Annotated in this window: 16 protein-coding genes; 7 read left to right on the top strand and 9 right to left on the bottom strand. The window is 59.6% G+C overall.

The window, feature by feature from the left end; all coding sequences use genetic code 11:
- The 4 genes from ASD36_RS14730 to ASD36_RS14715 form a co-directional block, all read right to left on the bottom strand.
- Window positions 1-432 carry a GNAT family N-acetyltransferase gene (locus ASD36_RS14730; RefSeq protein WP_060511014.1) on the bottom strand — a complete coding sequence of 144 codons (432 nt, stop codon included), beginning with the start codon at window positions 430-432 and terminating at the stop codon, window positions 1-3.
- Between the two features lie 4 nt (window positions 433-436).
- Window positions 437-1,243: a glutamate racemase gene (gene murI, locus ASD36_RS14725; RefSeq protein WP_112834688.1), complete on the bottom strand. Its 807-nt coding sequence runs from the start codon at window positions 1,241-1,243 to the stop codon at window positions 437-439.
- Window positions 1,230-2,063, bottom strand: a complete 834-nt coding sequence (locus ASD36_RS14720) for an RNA methyltransferase (RefSeq protein ID WP_037095636.1) — start codon at window positions 2,061-2,063, stop codon at window positions 1,230-1,232. Before ASD36_RS14720 ends, murI begins: the two co-directional genes overlap by 14 nt.
- Before the next feature lie 88 nt (window positions 2,064-2,151).
- On the bottom strand, window positions 2,152-2,679 hold the full coding sequence (locus ASD36_RS14715) for a hypothetical protein (RefSeq protein WP_060505536.1): 528 nt from the start codon (window positions 2,677-2,679) through the stop codon (window positions 2,152-2,154).
- A 226-nt stretch (window positions 2,680-2,905) separates the two neighbouring features.
- Here ASD36_RS14715 and ASD36_RS14710 point away from each other — a divergent pair, with 226 nt between their 5' ends.
- From ASD36_RS14710 to ASD36_RS14690, 5 genes are all read left to right on the top strand, one after another.
- Window positions 2,906-3,514 carry a DJ-1/PfpI family protein gene (locus ASD36_RS14710; protein WP_060505537.1) on the top strand — a complete coding sequence of 203 codons (609 nt, stop codon included), beginning with the start codon at window positions 2,906-2,908 and terminating at the stop codon, window positions 3,512-3,514.
- A gap of 63 nt (window positions 3,515-3,577) precedes the next feature.
- The gene (locus ASD36_RS14705; protein ID WP_060505538.1) at window positions 3,578-3,970 is read left to right on the top strand and encodes a ribbon-helix-helix domain-containing protein; all 393 of its coding nucleotides are present in this window, start codon (window positions 3,578-3,580) and stop codon (window positions 3,968-3,970) included.
- 125 nt (window positions 3,971-4,095) lie between these two features.
- Entirely contained in the window at window positions 4,096-5,310 is a 1,215-nt protein-coding gene (locus ASD36_RS14700) for an NADP-dependent isocitrate dehydrogenase (protein ID WP_060505539.1), read from the top strand.
- Window positions 5,311-5,458: 148 nt separating this feature from the next.
- On the top strand, window positions 5,459-6,802 hold the full coding sequence (locus ASD36_RS14695; RefSeq protein ID WP_060505540.1) for a glycosyltransferase family 1 protein: 1,344 nt from the start codon (window positions 5,459-5,461) through the stop codon (window positions 6,800-6,802).
- Window positions 6,772-7,548, top strand: a complete 777-nt coding sequence (locus ASD36_RS14690) for an HAD-IIB family hydrolase (RefSeq protein ID WP_082512237.1) — start codon at window positions 6,772-6,774, stop codon at window positions 7,546-7,548. Before ASD36_RS14695 ends, ASD36_RS14690 begins: the two co-directional genes overlap by 31 nt.
- A gap of 91 nt (window positions 7,549-7,639) precedes the next feature.
- Here ASD36_RS14690 and ASD36_RS14685 read toward each other — a convergent pair whose 3' ends face one another.
- The 3 genes from ASD36_RS14685 to recA all read right to left on the bottom strand — a co-directional run bounded on the left by ASD36_RS14685 (window position 7,640) and on the right by recA (window position 12,637).
- A complete protein-coding gene (locus tag ASD36_RS14685) occupies window positions 7,640-8,491 on the bottom strand; it encodes an AraC family transcriptional regulator (protein ID WP_060505542.1) in 852 nt (283 codons plus the stop codon).
- Window positions 8,492-8,655: 164 nt separating this feature from the next.
- Window positions 8,656-11,319 carry an alanine--tRNA ligase gene (gene alaS, locus ASD36_RS14680; RefSeq protein ID WP_060505543.1) on the bottom strand — a complete coding sequence of 888 codons (2,664 nt, stop codon included), beginning with the start codon at window positions 11,317-11,319 and terminating at the stop codon, window positions 8,656-8,658.
- Window positions 11,320-11,545: 226 nt separating this feature from the next.
- Window positions 11,546-12,637, bottom strand: coding sequence for a recombinase RecA (gene recA / locus ASD36_RS14675; RefSeq protein WP_060505544.1), 1,092 nt, complete (start codon window positions 12,635-12,637; stop codon window positions 11,546-11,548).
- Window positions 12,638-12,873: 236 nt separating this feature from the next.
- Between recA and ASD36_RS14670 the strand changes: the two genes are divergently transcribed.
- Window positions 12,874-13,821, top strand: a complete 948-nt coding sequence (locus ASD36_RS14670) for a carbohydrate kinase family protein (protein ID WP_060505545.1) — start codon at window positions 12,874-12,876, stop codon at window positions 13,819-13,821.
- Between the two features lie 31 nt (window positions 13,822-13,852).
- Entirely contained in the window at window positions 13,853-14,776 is a 924-nt protein-coding gene (locus ASD36_RS14665) for a pseudouridine-5'-phosphate glycosidase (protein WP_060505546.1), read from the top strand.
- Between the two features lie 51 nt (window positions 14,777-14,827).
- Here ASD36_RS14665 and ASD36_RS14660 read toward each other — a convergent pair whose 3' ends face one another.
- Complete coding sequence (locus ASD36_RS14660) at window positions 14,828-15,901, bottom strand: D-alanine--D-alanine ligase family protein (protein ID WP_060505547.1); 1,074 nt, start codon at window positions 15,899-15,901, stop codon at window positions 14,828-14,830.
- Window positions 15,902-16,148: 247 nt separating this feature from the next.
- A complete protein-coding gene (locus tag ASD36_RS14655; RefSeq protein ID WP_060505647.1) occupies window positions 16,149-18,749 on the bottom strand; it encodes a PAS domain-containing sensor histidine kinase in 2,601 nt (866 codons plus the stop codon).
- Window positions 18,750-19,043 lie beyond the last annotated feature (294 nt).

Below are 19,043 nucleotides of genomic sequence, written 5' to 3'. Positions count from 1 at the left end.
TCAGAAATAAAGCCTGTGCGTGACTGTGCTGTTTTCCAGAACCGGTGAAAACCCAAGGCGCTCGTAGAATGCGAACGCTTGCGACGGTGCCCTTGTGTTCAAAAAGCGGAAGAAATCGGCTGCGTCACGGACAATGAAGCGAACCAGCTGGCTGCCGATATCCCTGCCCCGATGATCCGGCGCCACATAGAGATGGCGAACGCGGCCAGCGGCGGCATTGCCCGCGAACGGATCGATGTTGCGGCCGCAAACGCCGGCAAGCGTGCCATCCACAATGGCACCGGCAAGGATTTCGCCTGGACGCTCAAACCGGTTCAGGCCGGAAATCCAGTTTTCCTGCAACCGGACAAGCATACGATGTCCCTCGCCGATGCTGGCCTCCCGCAAAGCATCGAAACCATCGAACGCAGGCGTAATCGGTACGATTTCCATCCCGTCAACCGGCCTGCGACACCGTCAGCCCAAACCCCTGCAGCAGGCGGCGCGTGGTGAAATCCGGGTGTCCGGAGGTGAAGATCGCGGGATCAATGCCGTTCAAGGGCTCAAAACCATCCGGCAGCGGCACAAGACTGCGCGCCCGCCGGGCAATCGCCTCGGCCGGGTCGAGCCAGTCCACCGGCCAAGGGGCCAGGCGGCGGAAAACGTTGGCCATGAACGGATAATGCGTGCAGGCCAGCACGACGATATCGGTCTTGCGACCATCTTTCTCGACAAAACACTGCTCGATTTCGGAGAGAACCGCAGCGTCATCGATTGCCTCGCCACGAATATAGGCCTCCGCCATGCGGGCCAGATTTTCCGAACCGACGAGCCGGACATGACATTGCGTAGCGAAAGACTGGATCAGATCGCGGGTATAGGCACGCTTGACGGTTCCTGGCGTCGCCAGCACCGAAACGAGGCCGGAGCGCGTCCGCTCCGCCGCAGGCTTGATCGCCGGTACCGTGCCGACGAAGCGCATCTGAGGAAACGCTGCGCGCAGATCGGCGCCAACCAGCGTGAACGCGGTATTACAGGCGATGACGCAGATTTCAGGATCGTGCTCAGCCAGCAATCTGCCAAACAGCGAGATGACGCGCTCCTTCAGCGCCTCCTCTCCCCAGCCGCCATAAGGAAAGCCCGCATCGTCAGCGACATAGATAAAATGCCGCTCCGGCATCAGCACGCGGGCTTCGCGCAGCACGGTCAGCCCGCCGATACCGCTGTCGAAAACGAGGATGGGCTTCAGCTCAGCTGTCGTCACCGGCATCGTCAACTTTCTTGGCACGCGAATTTTCCGGCGCTCCGGCACCGCGCGGCGCCTCGCGGGTGAAACGATCGAGCGATGAGATGATGCCGCGCACCAGCCGGATTTCGGATTCGGTAAAGCCGGGGCGGGTCAGGACCGCGCGCAAATTGTCGACCAATTTCGGCTTTTTGGCGACGGGCCGGAAGTAGCCGCGCGCCTCCAGCGCCTCCTCGACATGATCGAACATGCCCTGCAACTGTTCCTTGGTTGCCGGGTTCTGCGACAGCGCCTGGAACGAGGTTTCCTCCCGCGATTCCATCGATGTCTTCAGCCATTCATAGGACATCAGGAGCACGGCTTGCGCCAGGTTAAGCGAGGCGAAGGCCGGATTGACCGGAAACGTGACGATCTCGTCGGCGAGCGCCACTTCTTCATTGGTAAGACCGGTACGTTCGCGCCCGAACAGGATGCCGGTCGCCTCGCCCATATTGAAACGGCTGCGCAGCGTCTCGGCGGCAATCAGCGGCGAGCGCACCGGCTTGTAGCCGTAGCGGTCGCGAGCCGTCGTCGCGTAGACGAAGTTGAGGTCGGCAATTGCTTCCGGCAGCGTGTCATAGACCTTGGCCGCATCGATGACATGATCGGCCCGGCTCGCCGCAGAACGTGCCTTTTCGCTCGGCCAGCCATCGCGCGGACTGACCAGACGCAGTTCCGAAAGCCCGAAATTGGCCATGGCACGCGCCACCATGCCGATGTTCTCGCCAAGCTGCGGATGCACCAGAATGATTGCTGGTCCTTCGGTCAGAAGCACGCGCTCGCTGTTGGTTCCTGCCATTCCGGTACTTTCGTCTCTGTTTTGCGTCTGGATTTCAGCGCTTCCTTGCACAGATGCGCGGATTTTGAAAGCCGCAGCCCACAACGGTCTATTCTGGCGTGCTGGCGCCCTGGCTGGCAATCGCCTGCAACTCGCTCTTGAGCGAGCCAGTTTCACCGGCGCGGATGATGTCGTCAATGACGGCCTTGCCGCCTTCCTCGATCACCATGAAATGCAGTTCGCTCGGCTTCCAGTCGGCTGCGCGCTCACCAAAACAATGGGTATTGTCGAAGGTGACCGTGACATCGCTCTTGCCGTCCGTCTCCGGGCCGGCAACGACCAACAGATCCTTGATCGAGCAGCTGTCCTGACCACTGACGATCACATCATAATCAAACGGCGAATCGCCTTCGTCATAGGCCGGGAATTTTGCCGCCTCGCGATAGGCCTTGACGAAATCCTGGCTGTAGATACGGCCAAGACGCGCCTCGGAAAAATAATCCTCGCCCGGCTGTGCCTCCTCCGCCCAGCCCTTGACGGCTTCCTGCATGATTTCATTGACCGGCGCTGCGGGGTCGCCTGCGTGCGCAGCCGAAAACGTGCAGCAAGCCAGAACAACAAGTGCGAACCGTTTCATCCATCATCTCCTGATCTCAGATGCACGACATTTCAGATGCGCGACCGGCGCTCCGGCGCCAGAGAATTTGCGTCTGCTCATAATCAAATTCGCTTCGACACGCGAGGCCGCAATGATGCGGTGTACCAATCATCGTCAGGGGTTGGTCAATGTAGTATCAGGCTAATACCTTGCCAGAGACCGGCCGTGGCATCCTGACATCGTCAGCAACCCGATGGAGGATACGATGGGCGGCAAGAAAATTCTAATGATCTGCGGCGATTTCACAGAGGACTACGAGACGATGGTGCCATTCCAGGCGTTGCTCGCCGTTGGCCATACGGTTCATGCCATCTGCCCGGGCAAGACGGCGGGCCAGCAGATTGCCACGGCCATCCATGACTTCGAAGGTGATCAGACCTACTCGGAAAAGCGTGGTCACAATTTTACCCTGAACGCGACCTTTGCCGACACCAAGGTCGAGAGCTACGACGCGCTGGTCATTCCCGGTGGCCGGGCGCCGGAATATCTGCGGCTCGATGCGAACGTCATCGCCATGGTCCGCCACTTCTTCGAGGCGAACAAGCCAGTGGCTGCCATTTGCCATGGCGCACAATTGCTGTCGGCCGCAGGCGTGCTGAAGGGCCGGACATGCTCCGCCTACCCCGCCTGCCGTTTCGACGTTGAGCTTGCCGGTGGTCATTATGCCGAAATCCCGGTCGATCAGGCTGTGACTGACGGTAATCTGGTATCGGCACCCGCCTGGCCCGCGCATCCGGCCTGGATCGGTCAGTTCCTGACTGTTCTGGGAACCGAGATTCGCCACAATACGCCATTGACGCGCTCGGCTGCCTGACATCGGTCTTGCCAAACCGCATCGAAGGGTGAACATTTCAAGCCGGAGTTCTGGGAGGAACGGATGTGCAGACTATTCATCGGCGCCGACCCGGCGCTCTGGCAAAGTGTGACCCGCTCGGTGCGGATCGATGGCGTGGCGACAAGCATCCGGCTTGAAAGCTTCTTCTGGTCCATCCTCGACGATATCGGCGACCGCGACGGCATGTCGGTCGGCCGCCTGATCGGGCGGCTCTATATCGAATCGCTCGGCGAAGGCCATCCACCGGAAAACTTCACATCCTTCCTGCGGGTTTGCTGCGGCCGCTATCTCGCCCTGCAGCTTGATGGCCTGGTGCCAACCGACCGGCATACGCCCATTGCCGCGCTCGATGCGGAAAGCATCCTTGTTCGCGAGGAAAGATGTTATGCAAAGCCCCGCGCCGCGGATTTCCCGCGCGCTATCCGCGGCCATTGAACACAGGTTTTGCAATCGGAAGGAAACGCACGCGGAATCACGCGTGTATGTCTTTGCCTGTGGTGAACTGGATGCTATAGGGGCGCCAACCCGTTTCCATCCAACCCCATGCAGAGGTTTGCAACATGACAAAGATCAAGGTCGCCAATCCAGTCGTCGAGCTCGACGGCGATGAAATGACCCGCATCATCTGGCAGTTCATCAAGGAAAAGCTGATCCATCCGTACCTGGATATCGATCTGGAATACTACGACCTTGGCATGGAAAACCGCGATGCGACCAACGATCAGGTGACGATCGATAGCGCCAATGCCATCAAGAAGCACGGTGTCGGTGTCAAGTGTGCAACGATCACCCCGGACGAAGCCCGCGTCGAGGAATTCGGCCTGAAGAAGATGTGGAAGTCGCCGAACGGCACGATCCGCAACATCCTGGGCGGCGTTATCTTCCGCGAGCCGATCATCTGCAAGAACGTCCCGCGCCTTGTTCCGGGCTGGACCAAGCCGATCATCGTCGGCCGTCACGCCTTCGGCGACCAGTACCGCGCCACCGACTTCAAGTTCCCCGGCAAGGGCAAGCTGACGATGAAGTTCGTCGGCGAGGACGGCACCGAAATCGAGCACGAAGTCTATGACGCCCCGGCAGCCGGCGTTGCCATGGGCATGTACAACCTTGACGAATCAATCACTGATTTCGCCCGCGCATCGCTGAACTACGGCCTGCAGCGCGGCGTTCCGGTCTATCTCTCGACCAAGAACACTATCCTCAAGGTCTATGACGGCCGCTTCAAGGATATCTTCCAGGCTGTCTTCGACGCCGAATTCGCCGACAAGTTCAAGGAAGCCAAGATCTGGTACGAACATCGCCTGATCGACGACATGGTCGCTTCGGCGCTCAAGTGGTCCGGCGGTTACGTCTGGGCCTGCAAGAACTATGACGGCGACGTTCAGTCCGACATCGTCGCACAGGGTTTTGGCTCTCTCGGCCTGATGACCTCGGTTCTGATGACGCCGGATGGCCAGACGGTCGAAGCCGAAGCCGCCCACGGCACGGTGACCCGTCACTACCGCCAGCACCAGAAGGGCGAGGAAACATCGACCAACTCGATCGCCTCGATCTTCGCCTGGACCCGTGGCCTTGCTCACCGCGCCAAGCTCGACAACAACGCGGAACTCGCCCGCTTTGCTGACACTCTGGAAAAAGTCTGCGTTGACACCGTCGAGAGCGGCTTCATGACCAAGGATCTGGCGCTGCTGATCGGCCCAGACCAGCCGTGGCTCTCGACCACCGGCTTCCTCGACAAGATCGACGAGAACCTGAAGAAGGCAATGGTTGCCTGATCAAGCCACACTGGAATGAACTGAGAAACCCGGCCATGTGCCGGGTTTTTTATTGGAACCTTTTCGTCAGCGAACCGTTCGCGAAGTGAGCCCTTCCGCATGCTGCACTGCACGCACCCTCCTTCCAAAAGATTGTGACCGCAGATCAATGAACAGTTCCTCCGACAAACCCCATAGCCACCTTCCCCGCATTGCCCTGGTATCAACTCATGGCTATGTCGCCGCCGAACCGCCGCTGGGTGCCGCCGATACCGGCGGTCAGGTGGTCTATGTCATCGAACTCGCCCGCAAGCTGGCGCTGCTCGGCCATGAGGTCGACATCTATACACGCCGGTTCGAGGACCAACCGGAGTTTGACGAAGTTGACGAGCGTGTGCGGGTAATCCGCATCCCCTGCGGCGGCAACGATTTCATACCGAAGGAATATCTCTACAAACACCTGATGGAATGGTGCGAAAATGCCGTCCGTTTCGTTCGCAGGAACGATTTCACCTATACGCTGATCAACAGCCACTATTGGGACGCGGGTATCGCCGGCCAGCGCATGTCCGAAGCGCTCGGTGTCACCCATATCCACACGCCGCATTCGCTTGGCCTGTGGAAGAAGCGCCAGATGGAGACGGACTATCCGGACAAGGCGGCGGAGTTCGACAAGGAATTCAATTTTTCCGAGCGCATCAAGCATGAACTGATCATCTATCGCTCCTGCAGCATGGTGATCGCCACGACGCCGATCCAGGTAGAGATGCTGGTCAACGACTACAATCTGCCGCGCGACCGTGTGCATATGATTCCGCCCGGCTATGATGACAACCGCTTCTTTCCCGTTTCCAGGGCAACGCGCGAAATGGCCCGCCAGCGGTTCGGCTTCGAAGGCAAGGTGGTGATGGCCATGGGCCGCCTGGCCACGAACAAGGGGTATGATCTTCTGATCGACGGTTTTTCCGTGCTGGCCGAGCGCGAGCCGGAAGCGCGCCTGCATCTGGCAGTCGGCGGCGAAAACATGGACCCGCAGGAGGCGGGTATTCTTGATGAATTGAAGCAACGCGTGGCAGCCCTTGGACTGGACGGCAAGGTGGTGTTTTCCGGTTTCGTCGCTGATGACGATCTGCCCGACTTTTACCGTGCCGCCGATATCTTCGTCCTATCCAGCCGTTACGAACCCTTCGGCATGACTGCGATCGAGGCGATGGCCAGCGGCACCCCGACCATCATTACGGTTCATGGCGGATTGTTCCGCGCCGTCAGCTATGGCCGGCATGCGTTGTTTGCCGATCCGTTCGACAAATACGATCTTGGCATCACGATGATGAAGCCGCTGAAACACGAGCGGCTCTACGGCCGTTTGTCGCGCATGGGCGCCCACAAGGCACGCAGCCTGTTTACCTGGACCGGCATTGCCCAGCAGCTCATCGGTGTCGTCGAGGGACGGCCGATGCCGCAGGCAATGGATGATAATGAATGGGCGGAACCATGGACGGACGGAGATTGAGGCCGATTCGGCTGTTCTGCAGCGACATCGATGGCACGTTGGCAGGAAACAGAGAGGCTGAAGCGCGATTTCGCGATGCCTGGCTTGGTCTTGCGCCAGACAAACGGCCACTACTGGTGTTCAACAGCGGCCGGCTGATCGACGATCAAAAAGCGTTTGTCGCCACCACGGCATTGCCACGGCCCGATATCTATATCGGCGGAGTGGGAACGATGCTGGACAACGCGAAAGAACCATCTCATGCGGCGCTTTATTCGCGCGCCATCGGCGCCGGGTTTGACCATGAACGGATCAACAGGGCGTTATCCAGTGTTCCGGACATCATCTTCCAGCCGGACATGTATCAGCACGCCCAGAAATCCAGCTGGTATCTGCACGATGCCGATGCTGCGACCTTGGCCAGCATAGAGGAAAAACTGGCAGGCGCCGGAATTGCCGCCCGCCTGGTCTACTCCAGCAAACGAGACCTCGACATCCTGCCTGACGGTGTTGACAAGGGCGCCGCCCTCTCCTGGCTATGCCGCCAGCTCGGGTTGTCGCATGAAGACGTGGTGGTGGCTGGCGATACCGACAATGACCGCAGCATGTTTGCGCTTCTCGGTGCTCGCGGCATCGTGGTGGGTAACGCCTTGGATGAGCTGAAATCCATCGCCGGAGACCGCCCGGATATCTATGGCAGCAGCGGAAAATTTGCCGATGGCGTGCTGGAAGGCCTGCAGCATTGGGGGCTTTTCAGCACGCCTTGATGGAATCAAGCAACGTCTACAATTAATCCATTAGCCGGCTTATGGAAAAACGATACCCGGCAGCGAATTTCCACCGGGTATCCACGACAATTTACTTCACGGGCAGATAGATGTCCGTCAACAGCTCTTTCGGAGCAGCATCCCGGGGATTGTTGATGTATTCCTCGAACCTCACCGTATCGCGGACCTCCCGGCCCGATGATGGCAGCCATTCGCCATACAGCCACTGATAGGCCTTGTGCATATCGGCATACGGCCCCTTGTGCCGCAACACCGCATACTCGCCACCCTCCAGATGCTTTCGCACCAGCGGCTCATCAGCCGGAACGTGCTGCCCTTCTGTTACACAGGCAAAGGAGCGCAGCTTATCCTCCGCCACCAGATCCGGATCATCCAGATAGATGCCGACCATCTTCATGTCCTGCCGGTAAAGCTTGCGTGCCTGCAGCGTGCCGCCGAGCGTTTCGAAAGCACGGCCGATACCCATATAGGAACCGGTATGGCTGACCCCGGTGAGCTCACGCGGGGCAATCGTTTTCATCGTCACATTGTACATTTCGCCAAATCCTTTGCCGTTTGCCGATTGAAAGACAGTATGGCTGCCCTCTCTCCGGTACCGGGCCGGCGGCATGCCGAACACCGATTTGAAAATCCGGGTGAAGGATTGGAGATTGGGATAGCCGGTCCGTCTTGCGATTTCCTCGACAGAAAGGCTCGTCTGCACCAGATCACCCGCCGCCCGATGCAGTCTCAGCCGCTTGACGGTCGTTGCCAGCGTTTCGCCGTGCACGGCCCGGTAGACCCGGTGCCAGTGATGCGGCGACATGCAGGCAATATCCGAGAGCCGATCAAGATCGAGCTCTTCGTCCAGGTGATCGTAAATATAGGCCGATACGCGCCGCAAACGCTGTTCGTAAACCGCCCAGATGCTGTCTTCCTTCATGCCGATCCTCATACAAGCCGAACAAACGGACAGAACCACATCCAGATTTGACAAATCCTGCGAAGTTGGCTGCACCGATTTCAACACGGGAAAAGCAATTGGCCAAAGAAAAACCGGGCCATTCAGCCCGGTTTTCAAATATAAGCAATGAGACGGAAACTGGATTATCCGGCGAGTGCGGCGCTCACCGACGCGATCGCTTCCGCAGCTTTGTCACCATCCGGACCGCCGGCCTGCGCCATGTCGGCGCGGCCGCCACCACCCTTGCCGCCGAGCGCTGCCGAGGCAATCCGAACGAGGTCGACGGCGCTGAAACGCGACGTCAGATCGTCGGTTACGGCCACTACGGCGCTTGCCTTGCCATCCGCAGAGACGCCAACGAAGGTAACAACACCAGAACCGAGGCTCGTCTTGCCATCGTCGGCAAGGCTCTTCAGGTCCTTCGGCTCGACACCGGTAACAACCTTTCCAAGGAACTTGACGCCGCCGATATCCTGCACCTGATCGGCAGAACCACCGGCATCGCCACCGCCGAGCGCCAGCTTCTTCTTGGCCTCGTTCAGTTCGCGCTCCAGCTTGCGGCGCTCGTCCATCAGCGTTTCAACGCGGGTCAGAACGTCTGCAGGCTGAACCTTCAGCGTTGTTGCCAGTGTCTTGACCCGCTCGTCCTGCTCGTTGAGGTAAGCCAGCGCCGATACGCCGGTCAGGGCTTCCAGACGGCGAACACCGGAACCAACGGCACTTTCGCCGACGATGCGCACAAGGCCGATCTCGCCGGTGGCGCCGACATGGGTGCCGCCGCAGAGTTCAACCGAGTAAGGACGGTTGGCCTTGGCGCCATGAATGCCCTGCCCCATCGACACGACACGCACTTCATCGCCGTATTTTTCGCCGAACAGCGCCATCGCGCCTTCGGCAATCGCATCATCGACGCTCATCAGCCGCGTCGTGACTGGCGCGTTCTGCACGATGATCTCGTTGGCCATGTCCTCGACGATCTTCAGCTCTTCGGCCGTCATCGGCTTCGGATGCGAAACGTCGAAGCGCAGGCGCTCCGGCGCAACCAGCGAGCCCTTCTGCGCCACATGGGTGCCAAGCACTTCGCGCAGCGCTTCATGCAGCAGATGAGTGGCCGAATGGTTGGCGCGCAGGCGCGAACGGCGGGCGTGGTCGACGTTCAGTGCCGCTGCGTCACCAACCTTGACCGTGCCGTCTTCAACGACGCAGGAATGCACGAACAGGCCCTCGCCGCGCTTCTGCACGTCGGTGACCGTCAGCTTTGCATGATCGGTGGAGATTACGCCGGTATCGCCCATCTGGCCGCCGGATTCGCCGTAGAATGGTGTCTGGTTGAGAACCAGCTGGACCGTATCGCCTTTCGAGGCGGTGTCGATCGCCTTGCCATCGCGCACGATCGCCTGGACGACACCTTCTGCCGTCTCGGTGTCGTAACCGAGGAACTCTGTGGCACCGAGCTTTTCCTTCAGCTCGTACCAGATCGTTTCCGTTGCCTTGTCACCGGAGCCGGACCAGGACGCACGGGCTTCAGCCTTCTGGCGCTCCATGGCCGCCGTGAACGCCTCGGTATCGACGCCGATACCCCGGCTACGCAAGGCATCCTGCGTCAGGTCAAGCGGGAAGCCGTACGTATCGTAGAGCTTGAAGGCCGTCTCGCCGTTCAGCTGGTCGCCCTCGGCAAGATCGAGCGTGGCATCCGACAACAGGCCGAGGCCGCGTTCCAGCGTCTTGCGGAACCGGGTCTCTTCCAGCTTCAAGGTTTCCGAAATCAGGGATTCCGCCCGAACGAGTTCCGGGTAAGCACGGCCCATCTGGCCGATCAGCGCCGGCAGCAGCCGCCACATCAACGGGTCACGGGCACCCAGCAACTGGGCGTGGCGCATGGCACGGCGCATGATCCGGCGCAGCACATAGCCACGGCCTTCGTTCGACGGCAGAACGCCATCGGCGATCAGGAATGCGGACGCCCGCAGATGGTCGGCGATGACGCGGTGGCTGGCGCGGCGGTCGCCTTCAGCCTTGACGCCGGTCGCCTCTTCCGAGGCAGCGATCAAGGCGCGGAACAGGTCGATATCATAATTGTCATGCTTGCCCTGCAACAGAGCAGCAACGCGCTCGAGGCCCATGCCGGTGTCGATCGACGGACGCGGCAGATCGACCCGTTCTTCCTTCGTCACTTGCTCGTACTGCATGAAGACAAGGTTCCAGATTTCGATGAACCGGTCGCCGTCTTCATCCTTGGAACCGGGAGGTCCACCCCAGATATGATCGCCGTGATCGTAGAAGATCTCGGAACATGGCCCGCAGGGGCCGGTATCGCCCATCGCCCAGAAATTGTCGCTGGTCGGGATCCGGATGATCCGGTCGTCAGTCAGGCCGGCAATCTTCTTCCACAGGCCAAAAGCCTCGTCATCGGTGTGGTAAACGGTGACCAAAAGCCGCTTGGCATCGATGCCGAAATCCTTGGTGATCAGGTTCCAGGCAAGCTCGATCGCCCGCTCCTTGAAATAATCGCCGAAGGAAAAATTACCGAGCATTTCGAAGAAGGTGTGGTGGCGCGCGGTATAGCCGACATTGTCGAGGTCATTATGCTTGCCCCCGGCGCGCACGCATTTCTGCGCGGTCGCAGCCGTCGAATAGGGGCGCTGCTCCAGACCGGTGAAAACGTTCTTGAACTGAACCATGCCGGCATTGGTGAACATCAGGGTCGGATCGTTGCGCGGAACCAGCGGGCTCGACGATACAACCTCATGGCCGTTCTTCTTGAAGTAGTCGAGGAACGTCGACCGGATTTCATTCACGCCGCTCATATTGCGCCCTTATCTCTTGCATCGGACCGTCCGCAGCCTGCCTGACTGAGCCGCGAACCGGAAAACTTTTGAAAATCGCGGATCACCGGACATCCGCCGACCCTCTCCCGCCCCATTGGAACACAGGCTTTTATCGTCCGGGCCAATCCCTGTCCAGACGGCAAAAGAAAACCGGCCGCTCGGATTAAGGAGCGGCCGGCCAACATCAAGTCGAAATCAGGTAATCTTATGCCAGAGCGGCATCATCGTCGTCGTCACCGGCTTCGGGGCCACCATTTTCCAGGAATTTTTCGGCGATCAGGCCGGCATTCTGGCGCAGCGACAGTTCGATCTCCCTTGCCGTATCCGGATTGTCACGCAGGAACGACTTGGCGTTCTCGCGGCCCTGACCAAGCCGCTGGCTATTATAGGAGAACCACGCACCCGACTTCTCGACGATGCCGGCCTTGACGCCGAGATCGACCAGTTCACCGGTCTTGGACACGCCCTCACCATACATGATGTCGAATTCGACCTGCTTGAAGGGCGGCGCCATCTTGTTCTTGACGACCTTGACGCGCGTCTGGTTGCCGATGACTTCCTCACGCTCCTTGACGGCGCCGATGCGGCGGATGTCGAGGCGAACGGAGGCATAAAACTTCAGGGCGTTACCACCTGTCGTCGTTTCAGGCGAACCGAACATCACGCCGATCTTCATGCGGATCTGGTTGATGAAGATGACCATGCAGTTCGACTTCGAGATCGACGCGGTCAGCTTGCGCAGCGCCTGGCTCATCAGACGGGCCTGCAGACCCGGCAGGCTGTCGCCCATTTCACCTTCGATTTCAGCGCGCGGTACAAGGGCTGCGACCGAATCGACGACGAGAACGTCGATGGCGCCGGAACGCACCAGTGTATCGGTGATTTCCAGAGCCTGCTCACCGGTATCCGGTTGCGAGATCAAAAGATTTTCGAGATCGACGCCAAGCTTGCGGGCATAGACCGGATCGAGCGCATGTTCGGCATCGACAAAGGCGCAAATGCCGCCCTTCTTCTGGGCTTCAGCAATCGTCTGCAGTGCCAGCGTCGTCTTGCCCGAGCTTTCCGGTCCGTAGATTTCGATGACGCGCCCCTTGGGCAGTCCGCCGATACCAAGCGCAATATCGAGGCTCAGCGAGCCCGTCGAAACGGTTTCGATTTCGACTATGCTGTCTTTTCCACCGAGCTTCATGATCGATCCCTTGCCGAACGAGCGTTCGATCTGGGAGAGTGCCGCTTCAAGTGCCTTGCTTTTATCCACCGATTTGTCCTCTACAAGCCGCAAAGAGTTTTGTGCCATGTGATCCACCTTTAGGTTATGGAGCCTGCCGAGGCAATGAAGCTGCCGATGAAAGCTATGTACACTTTTTGTTCTCATTTCGCAAGAGTTATCTATCGACTTGAATCGACAACATAAATGGATGCATGTTCTTTTCTTGTTCCGGGAATTTCGTATTCTGCAGAAATAACTGAAACTAAAGACATATCAACCTCGCAGCCCACCGAATCGCTTAGGAGCGGCACACAGGAAAACGCATGACAGGCAGACAAGTTTCCATCTTTGGCGGCGCGCATATCGATCGCCGGGCTCGTATTTTCGGCACTACCGTGCCGGGATCAAGCAATCCCGGCAGCTGGTTCGAAGAGGCCGGCGGCGGCGGGTTCAATGCCGCCCGCAACCTTGCGCGGCTTGGACTTGACGTACGTATGATCAGCCCGCGCGGCGGCGATGCCGTTGGCGAAATGGTCGCCCGGGCAGCGAACGAAGCCGGAGTTATCGATTGCCCGTTCATCTTCCTTGACCGCAAGACGCCAAGCTACACGGCTATTCTGGAGAACGACGGTAATCTCGTGATCGCGCTTGCCGACATGGAGCTTTACCGGCTGTTTTCTCCAAGGCGATTGCAGCAGAAAGCCATGCGCGAGATTATTTCGTCGAGCGATCTGATCGTCACAGATGCGAACCTCCCCGAGGAGACGCTGACCGCTCTGGTTGCCCGTGCGAATACCGAATCAAAACCGGTCGCCGCCATCGCCATTTCGCCGGCGAAAGTGACGCGGCTGGTGAAAAGCCTGCCAGGGCTCAACTTTCTCTTCATGAACGAGGCAGAGGCGCGTGCGTTGACGGGCCGCGATAGTGAGGCGGCGGCGGAATGGCCCATTATGCTCCAGGCGGCCGGCCTGTCCGGCGGCGTCATCACTCGTGGCGGCAAGCCCGCGATTGCCTTTCAGGACGGGCGAACGGTGACGGTGGCACCACCACAACTTGATGCACTTGCCGACGTCACGGGCGCCGGCGATTCGCTTGCGGCCGGTTTCCTGTCGGCCTATGTCGAAGGCAAAGCGCTCGACATATGCCTTCGCTCCGGTGTTGCCGCCGCCGGTATCACCGTGCGTTCGCCGCTTGCCGTATCGGAAAAAATGTCGCGGCCGATGCTCGATGAAGCGATTCGGCTTGTGCCACCAGCCGAAATCCTGTCATGAACGCGCCTTAAAACGCCAAAAAGGATCTGCGATGACCAAGCCCTTCTCCCCCCTGCTTCCGATGGAATATTCCAGCGAAGTCGCGGCCGCCAAGGCCCGCGGCGCAGCCATCGTCGCCCTGGAATCGACCATCATCACCCATGGCATGCCCTTCCCCGGCAACCTCAACATGGCCCGCAGCGTCGAGGCGATCATCCGCGAGGAAGGCGCCGTACCGGCCACGATCGCGGTCATCGACGGCGTCCTGCATATCGGCCTTGAAGATGCACAACTGGAGGCTTTGGCACAGACGGAAGGGGCGATGAAACTGTCGCGCGCCGATCTCGCCTTTGCGATCGCCGAGCGCCGCACCGGTGCCACCACCGTTGCCGCGACAATGATCGCGGCTGCCCGTGCCGGTATCCGCGTTTTTGCCACCGGTGGCATCGGCGGTGTGCATCGCAAGGCCGAAGAGAGCTTTGACATTTCTGCCGACCTCGATGAGCTCGCCCACACTGGCGTCATCGTCGTCTGCGCCGGCGCAAAAGCCATCCTCGATATTCCAAAGACGCTGGAAGTTCTGGAAACACGCGGGGTTCCGGTGGTCACCTATGACAGCGAAATCTTCCCGGCTTTCTGGTCGCGCGATAGTGGCCTGAAAAGCCCGTTGATGCTCAACAGCCCGGCCGCGATTGCCAATTTCCAGAAAATGCGCGACCTGCTCGGCGTCGACGGCGGCATGCTGATTGCCAACCCGGTGCCGGAGGCCAGCGAAATCCCGCGCGACGAGATGGAAATCTACATCACCCGGGCGCTCGACAATGCCGAGCGCGACGAGATTTCCGGCAAGAAGGTCACGCCTTACCTGCTCGACAGCATTTTCGGCCTGACCGACGGCCGCAGCCTCGAGACCAATATCGCGCTGGTCGAAAACAATGCCCGGCTTGCAGCCGAGATTGCCGTCGCACTGGTCTGAGTCAAATCGATCATCGGAAAAATCGGGGGCTGGCTACCGGCCCCCGATGCGTCAGCCCTGCCGCCCTGCCCGAGCCAGCCCGTGCGCGATCAGCCGGTCGATGATTTCGGCATAGGCAATTCCGCTTGCGGCCAAAGCCTTGGCATACATGCTGATATCGGTAAAACCGGGGATAGTGTTGACCTCGTTGATGACAGCACTCATATCCGCCCGCACGAAAAAATCGACACGGGCCATGCCGTCACAGCCAAGCGCCCTGAAAGCGTCTTGCGCCATTGATCTCAGCTTTTCAGCGATTTCGTCCGGCAACAGAGCCGGAATACTGAGAATGGCACCGTCGGGGTCGATGTATTTGGCATCGTAGCTATAAAAGCCATGGCCGCCGGCGGGGATGATTTCTCCTGGAAGCGAGGCGATCAGCGTGCCGTCAACTTGCTCAAGAACACTAAATTCGATCTCCCGCCCCTGAATGAACTCCTCGACGAGGATTTTCTGATCGTGGCGGAAGCCTTCCGCGAGTGCTGTCCGGAAATCGTCTTGCGTTCGAGCCTTGCTGACACCCACCGACGACCCCTGCCGGGCGGGCTTGACGAAAACCGTCGGCCCTAGCGCTGCAACGACTTCATCGAAAGAGGGTGCGTCGCCCCGGTGGAACGTCAGTGAACGCGCCACCGGCAATCCCGCTTCGCTTAACAGGCGCTTGGCCACATCCTTGTCGATTGCAGTCGCCGATCCCAGAATGCCGCAGCCGGCAAACGGCACCATCGCGACCTCGGCAAGCCCCTGCACTGAGCCATCTTCGCCATGCGGCCCATGCAAAACCGGAAACAGGATATCGACCGGTGGCAGTTCACGGATACTTCCAGCTTCGGGAACGGCGAAAAGCCGACCACGGCCGCCGGGCAAAAGGCAAACCTGCGTGTTCACTGTGGGGAGCGGATGGGGCAAGCCCCTGTCGAGCAACTCATGCAGGAGCCATTTTCCCTGATGGTCGATCAGAATGGGCACGACATCGTATTTTTCAGTGTCGAGCGCCTTGAATACGTTGCGTGCCGACAGAATCGAAACATCATGTTCGGCAGAACGGCCACCAAAAAGAACTGCAATCCTTAGCTTTGAATTCATTCGTGCGCTCGCAAAATCGGGAGATTGAACGCTACGCTTGAACCAGAGGGCGAACCCCTTCGAACGATGAGCGCAGCGCGGGACACCCGTAGATGCAATCGCGAAACAGGCCTTTTTAGGACAGCGGAAGACCCGCCAAAATTATCTCGGCGGACGGTTAACGCGGCGGCCGCCCGGCCGGTTTGTGGCAGCATTCCGAGCTCGAAAGTGCCTGATCTGCTATCTATCTATGGCCAGCGGTTACAGATCAGCTGTCAAGCATTTCCCGGACAGCAACAGCAAGCTGCTTCAACGAGAAGGGTTTGGACAGAAAACCAAACTTGGCGTCGGCCGGCAGGTTTCTGGCAAAGGCATCTTCCGCATAACCGGAGACGAAGATGAACTTGAGGTCCGGATAGGTCTTGCGGATTTCACGCAGCAGCGTCGGCCCATCCATTTCCGGCATGACGACATCGGATACGACGATATCGACAGCACCGTTCAGCTCTTCCATGACTTCGAGCGCCTCGACGCCGGAGCCGGCCTCATGAACGGTATAGCCGCGCGTTTCCAGCATGCGCTTGCCACCGCGGCGCACGGCCTCTTCGTCTTCCACCAGAAGAACCACCGCCGAATTTCCGGTCAGGTCCGTCGGTTCCGGTTTGGCGGGGGCCTTTGCAGCGAGCGCTGCGGCGGCCTGCGCCTCGCCGGCTTCGCCCGGCAATGCCGGCTCTTCGATATAGCGCGGCAGCAGGATACGGAACGTCGTTCCCTTGCCGACCTCGGATTCGGGATAGATGTAGCCGCCGGACTGCTTGATGATGCCATAGACCATCGATAGTCCAAGCCCGGTCCCTTTGCCGACTTCCTTGGTGGTGAAGAAAGGTTCGAAAATCTTGTCGAGGATTTCCGGGGGGATGCCGGTCCCCTGATCCGCCACTTCAACCATCACGTAGTCGTCTTCCGGAAGCTCGCGCAGATTAAGCGCTGCAACTTCGGCTGCGGGCAGATTGCGGGTGCGCAGCGTGATGACGCCGCCATTGGGCATGGCGTCACGCGCGTTGACCGCGAGATTGAGCACAACCTGCTCGAACTGGCCAAGATCGGTGCGCACCGGCCAGAGGTCGCGGCCGTAGTCAACCTCAAGCTTGACATTGGTTCCTGTCATCCGGTCGACCAGCATGCGCAAGTCGCCAACGACATCGGTCATCGACAGCACGGTCGGCCGCATCGTCTGCTTGCGCGAGAACGCAAGCAACTGACGCACCAGCACGGCAGCCCGGTTGGCGTTGCGCTTGATCTCCATCAAATCGGCGAAACTCGCATCCGCTGGTCTTGCCGACAAAAGCAGATGGTCGGACGACAGCAGGATCGCCGTCAATACGTTGTTGAAGTCATGCGCAATACCGCCCGCCAGCGTGCCGACAGCATTCATCTTCTGCGTCTGCGCCATCTGGGTTTCGAGCGCTTTCTGCTCGGTAATCTCGACCGCGTAGACGATCGCGGCCTCTTCCGGCGCCTGATCGCTCTGGTCGATGACCGCGTTTACATAGAAGCGGAAATGCCGCGCCTCGTCGGTCGGGTGAAGCGAATCGATCGGCGCGATATCGCCCTGCCGGTCCTTGGCAGCATCCAGCGCATCGCGCAGCCGCGTCTGGTCGGTCCCGTGAACGAAAGCCTCCAGCAGCGCGCCATGTTCCATGTCATCCTGCGAAACGACGGCGGAGAACAGTTTGAGGAACGGCGCGTTGGTACGCAGAATCCGGCCGTCGCCATCAACGGAGGCGATCGCCATCGGCGTATTGTTGAAGAAGCGGGTAAATCGCATCGCCGCGATCGAGGCCGATTGATCGCTTTCATCGTCGTTGGAGCGGGCAAGAACGATCGTGCGGCTTTCGCCGGGAGCACCATCGCGGGCAGAGGAAACCCGGTGCACCATGCGCACGGCAAAGCTCTGGCCATTGACCTTGCGCAGATCGAGATCGAGCGTCTTGGTCTTTTTCAGGCCGGGCTCGGCCTGCACGGACTGGACCAATGCCAGCCCCTCGCCTGCGACGAGATCGGCGATCGTCATCGATCCCGGCTGGAACTTGGTCAGATCCAGACCAAGCCAATCGGCAAGCGTCGCATTGACGTAAAAAATCTCGCCCTTCTTGCCTGCCGAAAAGAAACCGGCCGGCGCGTGATCGAGATAATCGATCGCATTCTGCAGTTCCTTGAAGAAGCGCTCCTGGTCATCGCGCTCGGAGGTGATGTCGGAAATCTGCCAGATATAGAACGGGTTGTGGCCACCGTCCTCGAGCGGCAGGACGCGTGCCTTCAAACGGAACCAATGGGCGCCGGAACCTGCCGAACCGCCGCCCGAGCGCAACGGCTTCAAAAGCCGGAACTCCTCATGGCCGGCCTTGCCCTCGTGCAGACCGTTGGTGAGCCGGTAGATCGCTTCCGTCGCCTCGCGGTTGCGCGACAGGATCGTTTCCAGCGACTGGATTTCGGTGGCCTTGGTGGCGCCGGTCAGCGCACCATAAGCCGCATTGGCGTAGATGATCCGGCCCTTGCGGTCGGTCACCAGCGTGCCGTCCTGATGACCGTCAAGGAAGGCGCGCGCCAACTCGTCCGGGCGCGATTGCGGCATCACCTCGATAAAGCCGATGACCGACGAGACCAGGAAGAAGATGCCGACCATGGCCAGCACGCCGAGAATACCGAGGACAATCTGGTTTTCCAGTTGATCCTTAAAGAGGACGAAAGCGACAGCGGACGCTGTCAGCACGATGGCGAGCAGAATGATCCGCAGCACCGTTCCCGGCCGCGTCCCACGGTCTACAATCGGCATGTGATAGTCACCTGCCTGCCGCAATTTCGTCATAAGGCCCTCGTTTTTCAACCGTGCCATGCACGTCCGGTATGAGCGTGCGGGTTTGGTCTTCATGCTCGTCTCAACGGTAGCCGGGGCAAATCTGCACCCGCGCCGGCGGGCCCGCGAAACACCAAGCAAGAATCATCTTTAACAGCCGCAGGGAAGAGCAGAAAGCATCTCTATGAAAGGCATTGCGGTCAATTCACAGGGAATGTCCTGCAAAACCTCGCCGAAGCTGGAAACAGCGCTACATTGGCGCTACGACAATGACGGGCACTGTTTGTTGCGACCGGAAAAAAGCCG

It is taken from the genome of Rhizobium sp. Root1334 (assembly GCF_001426665.1).
Lineage (GTDB): Bacteria > Pseudomonadota > Alphaproteobacteria > Rhizobiales > Rhizobiaceae > Pararhizobium.
This window is presented reverse-complemented; position numbering and strand designations above follow the sequence as displayed.